Origin of the sequence: Neisseria sp. 27098_8_158 (genome assembly GCF_041433145.1) — a bacterium.
Taxonomy (GTDB): Bacteria; Pseudomonadota; Gammaproteobacteria; order Burkholderiales; family Neisseriaceae; genus Neisseria; species Neisseria subflava_E.
In genome coordinates this window covers 202,673-219,993 of record NZ_JAPWAZ010000003.1, presented here as the reverse complement: position 1 = coordinate 219,993, position 17,321 = coordinate 202,673, and the positions used below count along the sequence as shown (strand labels likewise).

At 49.8% G+C, this 17,321-nt stretch carries 18 protein-coding genes and 2 tRNA genes; 8 read left to right on the top strand and 12 right to left on the bottom strand.

All coding sequences use genetic code 11. The features are described from left to right. The 4 genes from nqrE to nqrM all read left to right on the top strand — a co-directional run bounded on the left by nqrE (window position 1) and on the right by nqrM (window position 3,267). Window positions 1–594: an NADH:ubiquinone reductase (Na(+)-transporting) subunit E gene (nqrE, locus tag O3681_RS09365; protein WP_003684365.1), complete on the top strand. Its 594-nt coding sequence runs from the start codon at window positions 1–3 to the stop codon at window positions 592–594. 13 nt (window positions 595–607) lie between these two features. Beyond that, window positions 608–1,825, top strand: coding sequence for an NADH:ubiquinone reductase (Na(+)-transporting) subunit F (gene nqrF / locus O3681_RS09360; RefSeq protein ID WP_049333900.1), 1,218 nt, complete (start codon window positions 608–610; stop codon window positions 1,823–1,825). Between the two features lie 132 nt (window positions 1,826–1,957). Beyond that, window positions 1,958–3,028, top strand: coding sequence for an FAD:protein FMN transferase (locus O3681_RS09355; protein ID WP_003748810.1), 1,071 nt, complete (start codon window positions 1,958–1,960; stop codon window positions 3,026–3,028). 17 nt (window positions 3,029–3,045) lie between these two features. Next, entirely contained in the window at window positions 3,046–3,267 is a 222-nt protein-coding gene (gene nqrM / locus O3681_RS09350) for a (Na+)-NQR maturation NqrM (protein WP_003680888.1), read from the top strand. A gap of 227 nt (window positions 3,268–3,494) precedes the next feature. Here the strand turns inward: nqrM and rpmG are convergent, their stop codons facing one another. The 6 genes from rpmG to O3681_RS09320 form a co-directional block, all read right to left on the bottom strand. After that, a complete protein-coding gene (rpmG, locus tag O3681_RS09345; protein WP_003684373.1) occupies window positions 3,495–3,650 on the bottom strand; it encodes a 50S ribosomal protein L33 in 156 nt (51 codons plus the stop codon). A 30-nt stretch (window positions 3,651–3,680) separates the two neighbouring features. Beyond that, window positions 3,681–3,914 (bottom strand): 50S ribosomal protein L28, encoded by a 234-nt coding sequence (gene rpmB / locus O3681_RS09340; RefSeq protein ID WP_002216391.1) that lies wholly within the window; start codon window positions 3,912–3,914, stop codon window positions 3,681–3,683. A gap of 250 nt (window positions 3,915–4,164) precedes the next feature. Continuing rightward, complete coding sequence (brnQ, locus tag O3681_RS09335; RefSeq protein WP_371459818.1) at window positions 4,165–5,493, bottom strand: branched-chain amino acid transport system II carrier protein; 1,329 nt, start codon at window positions 5,491–5,493, stop codon at window positions 4,165–4,167. Between the two features lies 1 nt (window position 5,494). Then, window positions 5,495–6,391 carry a ScpA family protein gene (locus tag O3681_RS09330; RefSeq protein WP_371459817.1) on the bottom strand — a complete coding sequence of 299 codons (897 nt, stop codon included), beginning with the start codon at window positions 6,389–6,391 and terminating at the stop codon, window positions 5,495–5,497. Between the two features lie 92 nt (window positions 6,392–6,483). Further along, window positions 6,484–6,951 (bottom strand): hypothetical protein, encoded by a 468-nt coding sequence (locus O3681_RS09325; RefSeq protein WP_371459816.1) that lies wholly within the window; start codon window positions 6,949–6,951, stop codon window positions 6,484–6,486. Window positions 6,952–6,961: 10 nt separating this feature from the next. Further along, window positions 6,962–7,738: a tRNA threonylcarbamoyladenosine dehydratase gene (locus tag O3681_RS09320; protein WP_315092936.1), complete on the bottom strand. Its 777-nt coding sequence runs from the start codon at window positions 7,736–7,738 to the stop codon at window positions 6,962–6,964. Between the two features lie 186 nt (window positions 7,739–7,924). Here O3681_RS09320 and O3681_RS09315 point away from each other — a divergent pair, with 186 nt between their 5' ends. Beyond that, window positions 7,925–8,389, top strand: coding sequence for a universal stress protein (locus O3681_RS09315; RefSeq protein ID WP_003680896.1), 465 nt, complete (start codon window positions 7,925–7,927; stop codon window positions 8,387–8,389). 83 nt (window positions 8,390–8,472) lie between these two features. Here O3681_RS09315 and hemL read toward each other — a convergent pair whose 3' ends face one another. Further along, window positions 8,473–9,756: a glutamate-1-semialdehyde 2,1-aminomutase gene (gene hemL / locus O3681_RS09310; RefSeq protein WP_107724082.1), complete on the bottom strand. Its 1,284-nt coding sequence runs from the start codon at window positions 9,754–9,756 to the stop codon at window positions 8,473–8,475. A 198-nt stretch (window positions 9,757–9,954) separates the two neighbouring features. On the opposite strand from hemL, the gene O3681_RS09305 reads away from it, so the two are divergent. The 3 genes from O3681_RS09305 (at window position 9,955) to O3681_RS09295 (ending at window position 13,283) form a co-directional block, all read left to right on the top strand. Beyond that, a complete protein-coding gene (locus O3681_RS09305) occupies window positions 9,955–10,350 on the top strand; it encodes a hypothetical protein (protein WP_107724081.1) in 396 nt (131 codons plus the stop codon). A 73-nt stretch (window positions 10,351–10,423) separates the two neighbouring features. Continuing rightward, a complete protein-coding gene (gene miaB, locus O3681_RS09300) occupies window positions 10,424–11,746 on the top strand; it encodes a tRNA (N6-isopentenyl adenosine(37)-C2)-methylthiotransferase MiaB (protein WP_003684389.1) in 1,323 nt (440 codons plus the stop codon). Between the two features lie 226 nt (window positions 11,747–11,972). Next, on the top strand, window positions 11,973–13,283 hold the full coding sequence (locus O3681_RS09295; RefSeq protein ID WP_371459815.1) for an NCS2 family permease: 1,311 nt from the start codon (window positions 11,973–11,975) through the stop codon (window positions 13,281–13,283). 83 nt (window positions 13,284–13,366) lie between these two features. Here O3681_RS09295 and O3681_RS09290 read toward each other — a convergent pair whose 3' ends face one another. From O3681_RS09290 to rho, 5 genes are all read right to left on the bottom strand, one after another. Continuing rightward, entirely contained in the window at window positions 13,367–13,924 is a 558-nt protein-coding gene (locus O3681_RS09290; protein ID WP_371459814.1) for a hypothetical protein, read from the bottom strand. A gap of 394 nt (window positions 13,925–14,318) precedes the next feature. Next, a tRNA-Glu gene (locus O3681_RS09285) sits at window positions 14,319–14,393 on the bottom strand. Window positions 14,394–14,405: 12 nt separating this feature from the next. Then, window positions 14,406–14,482, bottom strand: a tRNA-Arg gene (locus O3681_RS09280). Window positions 14,483–14,614: 132 nt separating this feature from the next. Beyond that, window positions 14,615–15,973, bottom strand: a complete 1,359-nt coding sequence (locus O3681_RS09275; protein ID WP_371459813.1) for a deoxyguanosinetriphosphate triphosphohydrolase — start codon at window positions 15,971–15,973, stop codon at window positions 14,615–14,617. A 56-nt stretch (window positions 15,974–16,029) separates the two neighbouring features. Then, on the bottom strand, window positions 16,030–17,289 hold the full coding sequence (gene rho / locus O3681_RS09270; protein ID WP_003680905.1) for a transcription termination factor Rho: 1,260 nt from the start codon (window positions 17,287–17,289) through the stop codon (window positions 16,030–16,032). Window positions 17,290–17,321 lie beyond the last annotated feature (32 nt).

Below are 17,321 nucleotides of genomic sequence, written 5' to 3'. Positions count from 1 at the left end.
ATGGAACATTACTTAAGCCTCTTTGTAAAATCCGTCTTTCTGGAAAACATGGCACTTTCCTTCTTCTTGGGGATGTGTACATTTTTGGCGGTATCTAAAAAAGTATCCACTGCATTCGGTTTGGGCGTTGCCGTAACTTTCGTACTCGGCCTGTCCGTCCCTGCCAACCAACTCGTTTATTCGCTGTTGAAAGACGGCGCGCTGGTTGAAGGCGTGGATTTGACCTTCCTGAAATTCATCACCTTCATCGGCGTGATTGCCGCTTTGGTGCAGATTTTGGAAATGTTCTTGGACAAATTCGTCCCTGCCCTCTACAACGCATTGGGTATCTACCTGCCTCTGATTACCGTAAACTGCGCGATTTTCGGTGCCGTATCGTTTATGGCGCAACGCGAATACAACTTCGGAGAGTCCGTTGTATACGGTTTCGGTGCAGGTTTGGGCTGGCTTTTGGCTATTGTCGCTTTGGCGGGCATTACCGAAAAAATGAAATATTCGGATGTCCCTAAAGGCCTCAAAGGCTTAGGCATTACCTTTATCGCCGCCGGCCTGATGGCAATGGCGTTTATGTCGTTCTCCGGCATCCAGTTATAAGAAAGGAATCGGCATGGAGATTATTTTAGGTATCGTGATGTTTACCCTCATCGTCTTGGTTTTGGCACTGATGATTCTGTTTGCCAAATCCAAGTTGGTGAGTGAAGGCGACATCACCATCAAAGTCAATAATGAAAAAGAGCTGACGATGCCTGCCGGCGGCAAACTGCTGGGTGCGCTTGCCAGCCAAGGCATCTTCGTTCCTTCCGCCTGCGGTGGCGGCGGCTCATGCGGTCAGTGCCGCGTTGTCGTGAAAAGCGGCGGCGGCGACATTCTGCCGACCGAGTTGTCCCACATCAGCAAACGCGAAGCGCGCGAAGGCTGCCGTCTGTCTTGTCAGGTCAACGTCAAAACCGACATGGACATCGAAGTACCGGAAGAAGTGTTCGGCGTGAAAAAATGGGAATGTACCGTTATCTCGAATGACAACAAAGCAACGTTCATTAAAGAACTCAAGCTTGCCATTCCCGAAGGCGAAGAAGTTCCTTTCCGCGCCGGTGGCTACATCCAAATTGAAGCCCCTCCTCACACTGTTGCCTACAAAGACTTCGACATTCCTAAGGAATACCACGAAGACTGGGACAAATACAATCTGTGGCAATACGTTTCCAAAGTGGACGAGCCGATTTTGCGTGCCTACTCTATGGCTTCATACCCTGAAGAAAAAGGCATCATTATGCTGAACGTTCGTATCGCTACGCCGCCTCCTCGCGTACCTGATGCGCCTCCGGGACAAATGTCTTCTTACATCTGGTCGCTTAAAGCCGGTGATAAAGTAACGATTTCCGGTCCATTCGGTGAGTTCTTTGCCAAAGATACCGATGCCGAAATGGTATTCATCGGCGGCGGTGCAGGTATGGCGCCGATGCGCTCCCACATTTTCGACCAGCTGAAACGTTTGAACTCCAAACGTAAAATTACTTTCTGGTATGGAGCCCGTTCTAAACGCGAGATGTTCTATGTCGAAGACTTCGACCAACTCGCAGCAGAATTCCCGAACTTCACATGGCACGTTGCCCTGTCCGACCCATTGCCTGAAGACAACTGGGACGGTTACACAGGATTCATCCACAACGTGGTTTACGAAAACCACCTGAAAAACCACGAAGCACCGGAAGACTGCGAATTCTACATGTGCGGCCCTCCAATCATGAACCAGTCCGTGATCAAAATGCTCAAAGACTTGGGCGTGGAAGACGAAAACATCCTCTTGGACGATTTCGGCGGCTAACAGACAAGAAGGAAGAAACTTCGGTTTCTTCCTTTTTTATTGCCAGGCCGTCTGAAAATCATACTTTCAGACGGCCTGAACCTTTCTTTTACGATACAATAAAGGCTTCAAAAAATAATCCGCAAATCCCTTATGCCGTTTCTTTCCAATTCGTTTTACCGTCCGATAATCGGTTGCACCGTTGCCATCTTTTCCGCATTCACACTCTCTGCCTGTCAACCTGAAAAACAACAACAAACCATCACCCTGCAAGGCGAGACCATGGGCACGACCTATACCGTCAAATACCTTTCAGACGGCCAAGACAAACTCCCCTCCCCTGCCGAAATACAAAAACGCATTGATGACGCGCTTAAAGAAGTCAACCGGCAAATGTCTACCTACCAGACCGATTCCGAAATCAGCCAATTCAACCAGCTGCGTACCGTCAATCAGGCCATGCCCATTTCCCAAGACTTTGCCTATGTGACCGGCGAAGCCTTGCGTTTAAACAAACTAACGCACGGCGCACTGGACGTAACCGTCGGCCCTTTGGTCAACCTTTGGGGATTCGGCCCGCAAAAAGAAATCACGCACGAACCGACTGCACAAGAAATCCAACATGCTTCAGAAATGGTCGGTACGGACAAACTCAAACTTTCCCAAGATGGACAGCATCCCACACTTGCCAAAACCCATCCCGAAGTTTATTTAGACCTATCCTCCATCGCCAAAGGCTTTGGTGTAGATAAAACCGCCGCCGAACTTGAAAAACTCAATATCGGCAATTATTTGGTTGAAATCGGCGGCGAGTTGCATGGCAAAGGCCGCAATGCGCAAGGCAATCCTTGGCGTATCGGCATCGAGCAACCCAATATCGTTCAAGGCGGCGCCACTCAAATTACCATTCCATTGGACAATAAATCACTGGCCACGTCCGGCGACTACCGCATTTTCCATGTCGATAAGTCAGGCCGTCGCCTTTCCCATATCATCAACCCTAAAACCAAACAACCCATCAGCCACAACCTTGCTTCCATCAGCGTAGTAGCAGAAAACGCCACACTTGCAGACGGCCTTTCCACCGGATTGTTCGTTCTCGGAGAAACCGAAGCGCTTAAACTTGCCGAGCAAGAAAATCTCGCCGTTTTCCTTATCATCCGAACCCCGCAAGGCGGCTACCATACTAAAATGTCCAGCGCATTCAAAAAATTATTAAACTAACCTTCAGGAATACACACATGAAAACCCTCCTTCTGACTTTCGGCATCTTTATCATTGTCATCCTCGGCATGGCAGTCGGCTATATTTTCTCCAAACGCACCATCAAAGGCAGCTGCGGCGGCATTTCCTCTCTCGGTATGAAGAAAATGTGCGATTGCGACACACCATGCGATACCTTGCAAAAAGAGCTGGATAAAAAACAACATTCCGACAATCAAGGCATCAAGGTCGATCATTAAGTCTTTGTTGAATGTTTATTCATAACTCAAGGCTGTTTATCCCCCATCAGGCCGTCTGAAAAATAAAAGAGCGTAATCCCAATGGATACACGCTCTTTGTATTTTGTCTATTCCAAAGCAATCCAAAAATATCTTGCATACACATTTGAAACAAGCCCCCAAAAACCAATCAGAAAATAAAAAGAAAAGCTCCTGCAAAACAGGAGCTTTTCTTGGAAGAAACCGGATTATTTCAATTTAGTTTCTTTGTAAATAACGTGTTTACGGGCTACTGGGTCAAATTTTTTGATTTCCAGTTTGCCAGGCATAGTACGTTTGTTTTTAGTAGTTGTGTAGAAGTGACCAGTACCAGCGCTGGACTCCAGTTTGATTTTATCGCGCATTGCAGTAATCCTTAATTAATGGTGTTTAAATTAAGCTTCGCCGCGAGCACGCAAATCAGCCAATACGACATCAATGCCTACTTTATCGATGGTGCGCAATGCAGCGTTAGAAACGCGCAGGCGAACCCAGCGGTTTTCACTTTCTACCCAGAAACGACGTGATTGCAAGTTAGGCAAAAAACGACGTTTGGTTTTGTTGTTGGCGTGTGATACGTTATTGCCAGACATCGGGCGCTTACCGGTCACTTTGCAAACTCGTGCCATGGTTAGTCTCCAAACTTCTAAAATAGTAAAACGCGATTTATACCACGAAATCCGCCTTCAGTTCAAGTCGTTTACTGAAAAAACGGGATTTGTGGAAATAAATCTTCTCAATATGTTGCATCTGCGAAACGGTATCTCGCAAAGCCTTAACTTTTCAATTATAACGGATTTCTTCAAAAAAATCATCTGTCGTTTGCTTGGTCGGCGAAATAAATAGGCCGTCTGAACATTTCAGACGGCCTATTTATCATCATGCTTTTTTCTTCAACGCCGCATTCAAAATGCAGCCGAGTATAAAACAGGCTAAAGAAGGAACAACCCACCCTAAACCGATATTATAAAACGGCAATGCGCGCTCGATGGCGGCAGCGGTATCGGCATCCAATCCAAACGCAGCTTTATAGGCATCGAGCAAACCGACCATAAGGGCCGCCATCATGGTGCAGAAATAGACAATACGGCCGCCGCCGAACAGTTTATCCGTCAAAGCCAGCAGAATGATGACGATGGTCAGCGGATACAACAGCATCAGCATTGGGATGGAAAAATGCAAAATCGCTGACAGGCCTTTATTGGCCAACAGGATAGACACCACCGTATTCAGTATTACAAAGACTTTATAAGAAATACCCGGGCAAAGACGGTTGAAATATTCGGCGCATGAAGTAATTAAGCCAACCGCCGTACTCAGACAGGCAAGCAGCACCATGACGCCAAGCAACACAATACCGGCCGTACCGAAATAGTGCTGTGCGGTTTTAGACAAAACCGACGCGCCGTTTTCCTGCAAGCCGATACCGGCCACACCTGTCGCGCCCATATAGCCGATAAACAGGTAAACCACTGCCAAACAAGAAGCCGCCAACACACCGGAAATCGTCGTGGTCTTCAGCAAGTCCGCGCGGTTATCCACGCCCATGGCGCGAACGGCATCGATGACGATAATGGCAAACACCAGCGAAGCCAGCGCGTCCATGGTGCCGTAGCCTTCCAAAATACCTTTAACCAACGGATGAGTAGCAAAATCGCCTTGCGCCGCCTGCGGCATACCCATCGGGTTAATAGCGGCATAGCCGACCAATATTGCAATTGCCAGCAACAAAACGGGCGTAAGGATTTTACCGATACGGTCAACCAGCTTACCCGGAGAAATCGACAGCCAATAAGTCATGCCGAAAAACACCAGGCTGAATACGGCCAATGCGATGTTTTTCCAAGATTCATCAATGAAAGGGGAAATCGCGGTTTCAAAAGACACTGTCGCTGTACGCGGCATGGCAAACAAGGGACCGATTGCCAGATAAAGCGCAGCGGCAAAAGTCACGCCGTACCAAGGCGCAACACGGGAAGCCAGCGCTTCCACATCGCGCGAGCCGGAATAGCCGACGGCAATCACGCCCAGCAATGGCAACCCCGCCCCGGTTAACAAAAAGCCGAACATTGCCGAAAGCCAGTTTTCGCCGGCCTGCTGCCCCAAATAAGCCGGGTAAATTAAGTTACCCGCGCCGAAAAACAGCGCAAACAGCATCAAGCCCACCGCCCATAAAGAAGCCTTACTGCGACTTGTCGTCGAATTCATTTTAGTTCTCTTTTTCCAAATACCCGTTATCGGTTTCATCGATTTCAAGGCCGTCTGAAAACATTTCGGCTTCATTTGTTTCCAAACCGTCTTTCAGGCTGATTTCGATTTCGCCATAATTTTCCGGCTGTACGATACGCACCAAGCCTTCTTTGGCCAATTCCAGCAATGCAATAAAATTGACCACCACATATGTCGCGCCCTGCTCCGGCTTAAACAAATCGCTGAACTTGCTGATACCGCTTTCGTTCAAATGACGCAAAATCGCCGTCATCTGCGCGCGCACGGAAATGGTTTCCCGCACCACTTCATGACTGCGCGTATGCTTGGCACGCGACAAAATACCCAACCAAGCCTGCGTCAAATCGGCAACGTACACTTCCGGCAACTTCGCTTCGACCGCAATTTCCAGCGGCAAATACGCCCAAGCGAAATCACGTCCGGCACGCGGCAATGCGTCCAAGCCCTGAGCCGCCAGTTTCATTTGTTCGTAAGCCAACAGACGGCGCACCAGCTCGGCACGTGGATCCGCCTCTTCATCCTCTACCTCTTCAGGACGCGGCAACAGCAGGCGCGATTTAATTTCAATCAACATCGCCGCCATCAGCAGGTATTCTGCCGCCAAATCAAACTGATACGCTTCCATTTGGGCAATATAGTGCAGATACTGCTCGGTAATCTTCACCATCGGAATATCGAGGACATCGATATTTTGCTTGCGGATAAGGTACAGCAGCAAATCCAACGGCCCTTGGAAGCTGCTCAATACCACCTTCAACGCATCAGGCGGAATAAACAAATCCTGCGGCACATCGGTAACAGGCTGACCGAACACCCACGCAACGGTATGTTCAGACGGCGTTGCGGCAGTAGAAGAAATAAGGTGTTCTGAAGACATGGTTAAAGGGTCTTTTTCTTTTTAAGTTTAGTAAGAAGTTTCATCAACAACAGGCCATCTGAAACAAGGACGACCCGTTTTTAATATAAAAATCAGCGTTTTTTACGATTGATTTGCAAAGAAACAATGGCGACGGCAAATGTCTGAGCCAAGGCCATACCCAACAGCGGCAGGCTGGCGAAAACCGTACCCGTCAGTACCGAGCCGATATCTCGGGACAACACAAAACCATCCCTCGCAAGCATCGCCACCATCAAAGCCAACAGCAGCAAACTTTCGCAGCCGACCAAAAACCAAATCATTTTAACCGAACGGCGTTTGCGCCATTTCATGATACCGGCGTGCAAAAGGCTGAAGATCACGATGGACAGAAACGGATAAAGAAAAGTGGTGAATGGGCGGTTATAACCGCTTTGCACACACAAATAATCGCTGGGTAACGTATTGCATTCCATCACATCGAGAAACATCGGATCGACGGCATACATCAACACACCGAACCATACCGCATAAATCAGGCTGGCGATAAAGTAGGCTTTAAAAAATCGGTTCTTACCCATTTCCTACCCCTCACTTCCGCCCCGCGATATGCTCCACCGCCGCCTGCGCACAATACAATCCAAACGAAGCCGTCACCAGCATACTCGCACCGTAGCCCGCGCAGGACAAACCTTGTGGCGCGGCATCGGTCGAACATGCTTCGCCGGATTGCGGCGGCGTAATATTCTCGGTTGAATAAACGCAAGGCACGCGCATTTTTTCTTTGGTATCGCGGCTGAAGCCGTAGCGTTTGCGCAAGGTATAGCGCAAATTGGAAAGCAGCGGGTCGTGGGTAACGCGGCTCAAATCGGCGGTTTGGATCAAAGCCGGATTTTTCTGTCCGCCCGCGCCGCCGCTGATAATAAACGGTTGTTTATGTTGCACGAAATATGCCGCCATCGCCGCTTTGACACGGATTTGATCAATGGCGTCGATGACAAAATCAAAAGGCCGTCTGAAAAGCTCGTCCAGATTGTCTTCGGTCACAAAATCTTCGATTTCCGTCACTTCGCATTGCGGATTGATTTGGGCAATGCGTTCGCGCAAAGCGGTAACTTTTGCCTTACCGAAATCATCGGTCAAAGCGTGCAACTGGCGGTTGACATTGGACTCGGCAACGTTGTCCAAATCAATCAGCGTTAAACGACCGATACCGCTCCTCGCCAACGCCTCCACCGCCCACGAGCCGACGCCACCGACGCCGACCACGCACACATGCGCACGCGAAAAGCGCACCAGCGCTTCGTCTCCGTAAAGTCTGGCAATGCCGCCAAAGCGGCGCGAAGAAAGAAAAGCGGCGTCCTGCATAAGTAACCTTGTGATATATCAATAAATTAATGAAAAACGCCACAGGCGAATCGGACTGACATTATACTTGAAAGCAGATGGGCTGTTGTACCCGCCCGAAAGAGTTTATAATCGTTTCACATTCAGACAAGTTCTGATTTCATATTAAACGAAAGTGCCGCTACTCGGCGCAAAAGGAGAATAAATATGTACAAACATCTGGTTGTAGCCGTTGACGGTAGCGAGACCTCCCTCAATGCATTGAAACACGCCGCCGAACTGGCAAGCCTCAACAAAGCCCAACTGACTTTGGTTCACGTTGCCAACCCTGCCGAATACATGGCTTTGGCTCCTGAATTCCTGCAACACGAAAGCTACGAAGCCGCCGCAGTGGCCCAAGGCAACGAAGTTTTGGATTTCGCAGAAAAAACAGCGCGTGAAAGCGGCGTTGAAAACATCGTGAAACACCTGTTGGTTGCCAACAAAGGCGCGCGCGAAATGGCGCAAGACTTGGTTGACTACGCCGACAACAACGGCGCAGACCTGTTGGTACTCGGCACACACGGCCGCACCGGCCTGATGCACCTGCTGATGGGCAGCTTCGCCGAAACCGTAATGCGTCAAAGCCACCTGCCTCTGCTGATTATCCGCAGCAAAGCTGAAGAAGCATAATCAAGCATTTATTTAAAATAGCGAAAGGCCGTCTGAATATTTTTCAGACGGCCTTTTTTCATTTCACATTACAGCTTCAGCTTTTATTTTGCCATTTCTTTGAACACTTCGTGTGCCACAGCAATGGTTTCGTCAATCAGCTCAGGCGTATGCGCGGCGGAAACAAACCCGGCTTCGTAAGCAGACGGGCCGAATGCGACATTGCGGTCGAGCATACCGTGGAAGAAATGTTTGAAACCGTCGATATTGGAACGCGCCATGTCGGCATAGTTTTGCGGCGTATGGCTGGCAAAATACAAACCAAACATACCGCCCACGCTGTCCGCCGTAAATTCAACGCCATGTGCTTTAGCCGCATCGGCAATACCGTTGGCGAGGCGTTGGGTCAGGGCAGTCAGGTTTCCATAGAAGCCTTCGCGCTGAATGATTTCCAGCGTTTTCAAACCGGCCGCAACCGCAATCGGATTACCGGACAATGTGCCTGCCTGATACACGCCGCCCAATGGGGAAATACATTCCATAATGTCTTTACGGCCGCCAAACGCTGCCAAAGGCATACCGCCGCCGATCACTTTGCCCATGGTGGTCAAATCAGGCTTGATGCCGTGCAAAGATTGCGCACCGCCCAGCGCCACGCGGAAACCGGTCATCACTTCGTCGTAAATCAACACGGCACCGTGTTTTTCAGTCAATTCGCGCAAGGCTTTGACAAAGGCTTCAGACGGCCTAACCAGATTCATATTGCCGACAAAAGGCTCCAAAATCACACAGGCAATGTCATTGCCGCTTTGGGCAAAGGCTTCTTCCAGTTGGGCGATATTGTTGTATTCGAGTACCAAAGTATGTTTGGTAAAGTCGGCAGGCACGCCGGCAGAAGAAGGATTGCCAAACGTCAACAGGCCGCTACCTGCTTTCACCAACAGGCTGTCGGAATGGCCGTGGTAGCAGCCTTCAAACTTGATGATTTTGTCGCGGCCGGTAAAACCGCGTGCCAGACGGATAGCGGTCATCGTTGCTTCCGTACCGGAGCTGACAAGGCGCAGCTGCTCGACTGACGGCATGATTTTGGCGATTTCTTCGGCAATGACAATTTCGCCTTCAGTCGGCGCACCAAACGACAAACCGCCCAATGCTGCTTCGCGCACGGCTTCAATGACTTCAGGATGGGCGTGGCCGACAATCGCAGGGCCCCAAGAGCCGACATAGTCGGTATAACGCGTGCCGTTTTCGTCCCAAACATACGCGCCTTCTGCCTTTTTGATAAAGCGCGGTACGCCGCCGACGCTGCCGAATGCGCGCACAGGAGAGTTTACGCCGCCGGGAATAATGGCTTTGGCGCGGTTGAACAAGCTTTCATTACGGTTCATGGTCAATTCTTTCGTAAGAGGTCGTCTGAAAATCAAATCGGAGCCATTTTAACACCAAATCCTTTTCAGACGGCCCAAGCTTCAAAATAAGAATCGGGCGCAAAATCAAAATTATTCTTTAAAAACAAACACTCTATCCACATTTTTCCTGCTTGTGCTATAATCCGCGACCTATTGAAACAATAAAAGAAAAGCATCATGTTACGCGGATTCATACTCAGCCTCGCCCTTTTGGCATCCGCCCTCGTCCATGCACAACGCAGCCTGCCTGACGATATGGACGTGGCCATTTTAAAGACTGTCGATTTGCCTTATCTGAAAGTCAGCAAAGGCGGTTTTTCTTGGACGCGCCTGCTGACCTTGGGCATTGTGGACGGCAATGCGGCCAAACTGCAAATCACCCGCTTCACCAAAATCCACGATGAAAACGACCGTTTCATCCCCATGGGCCGCCTGCTGAATCAAACCGGCAAAGCCGTCGCGTTCAAATACAACGAAGAAAGCCGCCTCGTCCGCGAAATCTGGATTTTGACCGACGCCGAAGCCGACAGGTTCATCGAACACGCCAAAAAGCAGAAAAAGGCGGAAGAATAATTTTTCAGACGGCCCGAGTATTTCACAGGCCGTCTGAACCCTTTTACAACAAGCAAGTCAATCAAAACAAACCATGAAAAAAGTATTTATCCGCACCTTCGGGTGCCAAATGAACGAGTACGACAGCGAAAAAATGCTGTCCGTCCTCGCCGAAGAACACGGCGGCATCGAGCAGGTTACCCAACCTGACGACGCCGACATCATCTTGTTCAACACCTGCTCCGTGCGTGAAAAAGCGCAAGAGAAAGTCTTCTCCGACTTAGGCCGTGTACGCCCGCTCAAAGAAAAAAATCCCGACCTCATCATCGGTGTTGCCGGCTGCGTTGCCTCTCAAGAAGGTGAAAACATCGTCAAACGCGCTCCGTATGTGGACGTGGTTTTCGGCCCGCAAACGCTGCACCGCCTGCCCAAACTCATCGTCGATAAAGAAACCACTGGTCTCTCGCAAATCGATATTTCCTTCCCCGAAATCGAGAAATTCGACCACCTGCCGCCTGCACGCGTAGAAGGCGGTTCGGCGTTCATTTCCATCATGGAAGGCTGTTCCAAATATTGCTCTTACTGCGTCGTCCCTTATACCCGCGGCGAAGAATTCTCCCGACCGCTCAACGACGTATTGACCGAGATTGCCGGTTTGGCACAACAAGGCGTTAAAGAAATCAACCTCTTAGGCCAAAATGTCAATGCCTATCGAGGCGAAATGGAAAACGGCGAAATCTGCGACTTTGCCACTTTGTTGCGCATCGTCCATGAAATCCCCGGCATCGAACGCCTGCGCTTTACCACCAGCCATCCGCGCGAATTTACCGACGCGATTATCGAGTGCTACCGCGACCTGCCGAAGCTGGTTTCCCACCTGCACCTGCCGATTCAAAGCGGTTCCGACCGCGTATTGAGTGCGATGAAACGCGGCTACACCGCCTTGGAATACAAATCCATCATCCGCAAACTGCGTGCCATCCGTCCTGATTTGTGCCTCAGCTCCGACTTTATCGTCGGCTTCCCGGGCGAGACCGAGCGTGAGTTCGAGCAAACCTTGAAACTGGTCAAAGACATCGCCTTCGACTTAAGCTTCGTCTTTATTTACAGTCCGCGTCCGGGTACGCCTGCCGCCAACCTGCACGACGACACGCCGCACGAAGAAAAAGTGCGCCGCCTCGAAGCTTTGAACGAAGTCATCGAAGCCGAAACCGCGCGCATCAACCAAACCATGATCGGAACGGTTCAACGCTGCTTGGTTGAAGGTATCTCCAAAAAAGACCCTGACCAACTGCAAGCCCGTACCGCCAACAACCGCGTGGTCAACTTTACCGGCACACCCGACATGATCAACCAAATGATCGATTTGGAAATCACCGAAGCCTACACCTTCTCCCTGAAAGGCAAACCGGTATAAGCACACACAAACAAAGGCCGTCTGAAACTGTTCAGACGGCCTTTATCTTGGTTCAGCCCGGCATTATCTGATTCATGTATTTTTATTACCCGAACAAAAGGCTTTTCAGTATAATACCGCCCGAAAATTCCCTTATCTGTTGAGAAGTTAAGGCAAAAATCCGAGCTTCCGGCAGTTAAATCCGCTGATTCCGTCCTTGAACGGCTTTCCCAAAGGAATATCTCGAATGAGTTCTTCAAATCAAAGCGTTTTGGAAAGATTATTCAACCTCAACGCCAATCAGACCAACGTCCGCACGGAAATTATGGCCGGTGTGACAACCTTCCTCGCCATGTGCTATATCATCATCGTCAATCCCCTGATTTTGGGCGAAACCGGTATGGATATGGGCGCAGTATTTGTGGCCACCTGTATCGCCTCCGCCATCGGCTGTTTCGTGATGGGCTTTGTCGGCAACTACCCGATTGCCCTCGCTCCGGGCATGGGTTTGAACGCCTACTTTACCTTTGCCGTCGTCAAAGGCATGGGCGTAGACTGGCGTGTGGCTTTGGGTGCCGTTTTCATCTCCGGCATCATTTTTATCCTGTTCAGCTTCTTTAAAGTGCGTGAAATGCTGGTCAATGCCCTGCCTATGGGCTTGAAAATGTCGATTGCCGCAGGTATCGGCCTTTTCTTGGCATTGATTGCGCTCAAAGGCGCAGGCGTGATTGTGGCCAATCCTGCCACATTGGTCGGCTTGGGCGACATCCACCAGCCTACCGCCCTGCTGGCGATGGCAGGCTTTGTCATGGTGGTTGCACTTGGCCACTTCCGCGTTAAAGGCTCCATCATCATTACCATTCTGACGCTGACCGCCGTCTCCACCGTCTTGGGCTTGAGCGAGTTCAAAGGCGTGGTCGGCGAAATTCCGAGCATTGCGCCAACATTCATGCAGATGGACTTCAAAGGCTTGTTCACCGTCAGCATGGTCAGCGTGATTTTTGTATTCTTCCTGGTTGACCTGTTTGACTCTACCGGCACATTGGTCGGCGTTTCCCACCGCGCAGGCCTGTTGCAAGACGGCAAACTGCCACGTTTGAAACGCGCCCTGCTTGCCGACTCTACCGCCATTATCGCAGGCGCCGCCTTGGGTACTTCTTCTACCACCCCTTACGTTGAAAGCGCGGCAGGCGTTTCTGCCGGCGGCCGTACCGGCCTGACTGCCGTTACCGTCGGCGTACTGATGCTGGCCTGTCTGATTTTCTCCCCGCTGGTTCAAAGCATTCCTGCATTCGCTACCGCACCCGCCCTGCTCTATGTTGGCGCGCAAATGTTGCGCAGCGCGCGTGAAATCGATTGGGACGACATGACCGAAGCCGCACCGGCATTCCTGACCATCGTCTTCATGCCGTTTACCTACTCGATTGCCGACGGTATCGCGTTTGGCTTTATCAGCTACGCACTCATCAAACTCTTGTGCAACCGCACCCAAGACGTACCGCCTATGGTATGGATTGTCGCCGTGTTGTGGGCACTGAAATTCTGGTTCTTAGGTTAAACCACTCAAACGAACAGGCCGTCTGAAAAATTTTCAGACGGCCTGTTTTATTTTACCCAGCGTTTAAAGCTGTTGGTAAAAGATTATTTTTTCGCTTTTTTAGCAGCAGGTTTAGCGACAGCTTTCGCGCCTTTGTCCAATGCGCAGAAGCGGGTAACGATTTGATCAACCACTTCTTGTTTGCCGTTTACTTCGGTAGTACCGCGGATAGTCAGCATGTTGCCGTCAACTTTGTCTACGTTGGCTGCAGTGGCAGCTTCAGCAACCCAAGCAACATTACCGCCCCAGAATGCGTTTACATCTTTGCTGCTGTCAGTGATACGGAACAGGTTTTCAGTTAGTTGACCTTTGTATTTTACTTGTGCAGCAACAACTTCGTTGCCTTTGAAGCCGTACATTACGCTCAGAGGCTCTCTGCCGTCTTTACCGCATTTGTAGTGAACTTCTTTAGTACCGTCGATAGAGTCTACTTTCAAAGTATTAGGCACTGGAGCTTGAGCTTGTTGAGCCTGAGCTTGGGTTTGTTGTTGCGCAGTAGGCGCAGCTTTAGCTTCAGGTTTAGCTTTAGAACCGCTGCTACATGCAGTCAGGGCAACAGCCGCCAAAACGGCAGGAACGATTAATTTAACATTCATATTCATAATTGACTCCCAAATGGTTTCAATAAAAAACCAGCAAAGGCCGGCTGACATTTACACATTAACAGAGATATTCCGTCTTGTCTTTATCTCAGACGGCATTTTTTAAGAAAAGTTTGAATGTATATTTTTATCTTCTAAAATCAATAAATTATAAATATGAAATCATGTAAATTCAGGTTTGGGAATTTTTAAGATGAATACTGTTGTCAATAAATCGGGGTTTGGCAATGGTAAAATGAGATTGAAAAGCGCATATAGACAACAAAAAGTCTGGGCGATTTATTTTACACACTTCTGCCTCTTGAGTTGCCGTGAGTTTCAGACGGCCTTAGAACACAAACAGTAAATGTAATAAAAAAACGCAATCTGAAACAGATTGCGTTTTTTTGAAAACTGGCACGCCCACGGGGAATCGAACCCCGGTTACCGCCGTGAAAGGGCGATGTCCTAACCGCTAGACGATGGGCGCAGATAAATCTTGTGGCGCACCCGGAGCGATTCGAACGCCCGACCCTCTGGTTCGTAGCCAGATACTCTATCCAACTGAGCTACGGGTGCATCCTCATCACTTCGCAAGTGCGTTGTGAATCAAGAAGACCGAATAATATAGGCTTTACTGAAACCTGTCTACTCTTTTCGCAGATATTTTTTATATTTTTAATTAAATGATTGAAATTAAACAATATAAAATTAACGTAAAATCCCTACTCCTGACAAATCCTGCGCCATTTTGGCGGCGGAGTTATCGGTCATGCCGCCGACAAAATCCAAAATCTTCATATAGGCCTGATACAGACTGTCTTCAGGAAGAATCGGATTGTGCTTTTTCAATAATTCCAACGCCAAAGACTGACGTGTTGCCAACTGTTTTTCAGCAATCAGGGCATAAGCGGCAGGGACGAGTAAATCCAAGATGGAGCCTAAACATGGGAACGTGGCGATCTCGGTCAAGAGCTTGGTGTGATGGCGGAAAATCCGTGTTTGCGCCAATTCTTTCGCTTTTGCCAAAGTGTTTTGCACTTGCGGGCTACACAAAGCAAGCAAGTCTTTGCCTTTGAATGTTCCGTCCAACAAATCGGACTGATGCAGCATAAAGGTTTGCGCAACATCATCAATCGCCTTGCCGATCGCAATGCCGCGCAACATGGCGCAACGCTGACGACTGGAGCTGGCGTGCCATGCGCTTTCAGCAAAGGTCAGCTCGGACAAGATACTCTCCACTTCCGTATCCGTGAGCAAATCCAATTCGACGGCATCTTCCAAGTCCAGCAAGGCGTAACAAATATCGTCGGCAGCCTCCATCAAATAAGACAAAGGATGGCGCGCCCAGCTGTCTACTCCTGCGGAAACCAGCCCCAATTCGTCGGCAACTTGACGGATAAACGGCAACTCTGTTTGATAAATATTGAATTTCTTTCTGCCGTTTGGATGTTGCGTTGTCCATGGATACTTCAGCAATGCGCCGATGGCTGCTGCAGTCAGGCGCATTCCGCCCGCCTCGGGATACATTTCAAGACTGGCGACGATACGCAGGCTATGCGCATTGCCTTCATAGGTTTGAATGTCGTTGCGCTCCGCTTCGTTCAATGTGTTCAGATAAATTTGATGCTCAGGCCGTCTGAACCAATCACGCAAAGCATCTTCGCCAGTATGGCCAAACGGCGGATTGCCCAAATCATGCGCCAAACAGGCAACCTGCACCACGGCACCAATATCGCTGGGCGTATTGCCCTGCGGTAGAAAACCGCCGTTGTGCAACATTACGCCCACACGATTACCCAAGCTCCTGCCCACGCTGGCAACTTCAACGCTGTGCGTCAGGCGGTTGTGCGTCAAGTCGTGCTGCGCCAGCGGATGCACCTGCGTTTTTCGACCAAGGCGGCGGAAGGCTCCGGAAAAAACAACCCGGTCGTAGTCGATGTGAAAATCCGTACGCAAAGCATCGGCACCTTCCTGAGTCGAAGGGGTAACGGTCGGCACGATTTCGCCGTTTTTAGTGCGGAAGCGTTGGGTGGATAATAAGTTTTGCCAATTCATTCGGATGTTCATAAAGGTTCCTCAAGCAAAGTAAAGGCCATCTGAAACATATTCAGACGGCCTTATGCTTATTTACCGCGCATCAATTCAAAGAAATCGTCATTGTTTTTGGAGTCTTTGAGTTTACCCACCAAAAACTCGGTCGCTTCGATTTCGTCCATAGGATGCAGGAATTTACGCAAGAGCCACATACGTTGCAACTGATCGTTCGGCACCAGCAATTCTTCGCGGCGCGTACCGGATTTGTTGATGCTGATGGCCGGGAACAGGCGTTTTTCTGCCATGCGGCGGTCAAGGTGCAATTCCATATTGCCCGTGCCTTTGAACTCTTCGTAAATCACGTCGTCCATGCGGCTGCCGGTTTCAACAAGCGCTGTCGCAATAATGGTAAGCGAACCGCCCTCTTCCACATTACGCGCTGCGCCGAAGAAGCGTTTCGGACGGTGCAAAGCGTTGGCATCTACACCGCCGGTCAGAATTTTGCCCGAAGTCGGCACGACGGTATTGTAGGCGCGCGCCAAACGGGTAATCGAATCCAGCAGGATGACCACGTCTTTTTTGTGTTCGACCATGCGTTTGGCTTTTTCAATCACCATCTCAGCCACTTGTACATGGCGTTGCGCAGGTTCGTCAAACGTAGAGGAAACGACTTCGCCGCGTACAGAACGGCTCATCTCGGTAACCTCTTCCGGACGTTCGTCAATCAACAGGACAATCAGCTCGACATCGGGATAATTGGCGGTAATAGCGTGGGCAATGTTTTGCAACATCACGGTTTTACCGGTTTTAGGCGGCGCCACCAACAATGCACGTTGGCCTTTACCGATTGGGGAAACCAAGTCGATAGCGCGGCCGGTCAGATTCTCTTCGGCTTTGATGTCGCGCTCAAGTTTGAATTGTTCGGTTGGGAATAAAGGCGTGAGGTTTTCAAAGAGGATTTTGTGTTTGCAGACTTCGGGCTGATCGCCGTTGATGGTATCGAGGCGGACAAGCGCGAAATAGCGCTCGTTGTCTTTAGGCACGCGCACGCTGCCTTCGATGGTGTCGCCGGTGTGCAGATTGAAGCGGCGGATTTGCGTGGGCGAAACATAAATATCGTCAGGGCCGGCAAGGTAAGAAGTATCTGCGCTGCGCAAGAAACCGAAGCCGTCGGGCAGGATTTCGAGTGTACCGGAACAGGTGAAGCTGACATTCTGCTTCATCATCTGGCGGACGATGGCAAAAACGAGGTCTTGTTTGCGGAAACGGTTGGCGTTTTCAATGCCATGTTCTTCTGCCATTTCCAAGAGTTTGGAAATGTGGAGGGTTTGGAGTTCTGAAACGTGCATAGTATTGATATATTTTGAATGGTATCAGAGAG

What these genes read in the sequence shown, in the direction of transcription:
- nqrF (WP_049333900.1), top strand. Translation starts at nt 608, where the DNA reads ATGGAGATTATTTTAGGTATCGTGATGTTTACCCTCATCGTCTTGGTT.
- nqrM (WP_003680888.1), top strand. Translation starts at nt 3,046, where the DNA reads ATGAAAACCCTCCTTCTGACTTTCGGCATCTTTATCATTGTCATCCTC.
- O3681_RS09325 (WP_371459816.1), bottom strand. Translation starts at nt 6,951, where the DNA reads ATGGGTAAGAACCGATTTTTTAAAGCCTACTTTATCGCCAGCCTGATT.
- O3681_RS09290 (WP_371459814.1), bottom strand. Translation starts at nt 13,924, where the DNA reads ATGAATATGAATGTTAAATTAATCGTTCCTGCCGTTTTGGCGGCTGTT.
- brnQ (WP_371459818.1), bottom strand. Translation starts at nt 5,493, where the DNA reads ATGAATTCGACGACAAGTCGCAGTAAGGCTTCTTTATGGGCGGTGGGC.
- miaB (WP_003684389.1), top strand. Translation starts at nt 10,424, where the DNA reads ATGAAAAAAGTATTTATCCGCACCTTCGGGTGCCAAATGAACGAGTAC.
- rho (WP_003680905.1), bottom strand. Translation starts at nt 17,289, where the DNA reads ATGCACGTTTCAGAACTCCAAACCCTCCACATTTCCAAACTCTTGGAA.
- O3681_RS09320 (WP_315092936.1), bottom strand. Translation starts at nt 7,738, where the DNA reads ATGCAGGACGCCGCTTTTCTTTCTTCGCGCCGCTTTGGCGGCATTGCC.
- O3681_RS09295 (WP_371459815.1), top strand. Translation starts at nt 11,973, where the DNA reads ATGAGTTCTTCAAATCAAAGCGTTTTGGAAAGATTATTCAACCTCAAC.
- O3681_RS09330 (WP_371459817.1), bottom strand. Translation starts at nt 6,391, where the DNA reads ATGTCTTCAGAACACCTTATTTCTTCTACTGCCGCAACGCCGTCTGAA.
- rpmG (WP_003684373.1), bottom strand. Translation starts at nt 3,650, where the DNA reads ATGCGCGATAAAATCAAACTGGAGTCCAGCGCTGGTACTGGTCACTTC.
- O3681_RS09305 (WP_107724081.1), top strand. Translation starts at nt 9,955, where the DNA reads ATGTTACGCGGATTCATACTCAGCCTCGCCCTTTTGGCATCCGCCCTC.
- O3681_RS09275 (WP_371459813.1), bottom strand. Translation starts at nt 15,973, where the DNA reads ATGAACATCCGAATGAATTGGCAAAACTTATTATCCACCCAACGCTTC.
- O3681_RS09355 (WP_003748810.1), top strand. Translation starts at nt 1,958, where the DNA reads ATGCCGTTTCTTTCCAATTCGTTTTACCGTCCGATAATCGGTTGCACC.
- hemL (WP_107724082.1), bottom strand. Translation starts at nt 9,756, where the DNA reads ATGAACCGTAATGAAAGCTTGTTCAACCGCGCCAAAGCCATTATTCCC.
- O3681_RS09315 (WP_003680896.1), top strand. Translation starts at nt 7,925, where the DNA reads ATGTACAAACATCTGGTTGTAGCCGTTGACGGTAGCGAGACCTCCCTC.
- nqrE (WP_003684365.1), top strand. Translation starts at nt 1, where the DNA reads ATGGAACATTACTTAAGCCTCTTTGTAAAATCCGTCTTTCTGGAAAAC.
- rpmB (WP_002216391.1), bottom strand. Translation starts at nt 3,914, where the DNA reads ATGGCACGAGTTTGCAAAGTGACCGGTAAGCGCCCGATGTCTGGCAAT.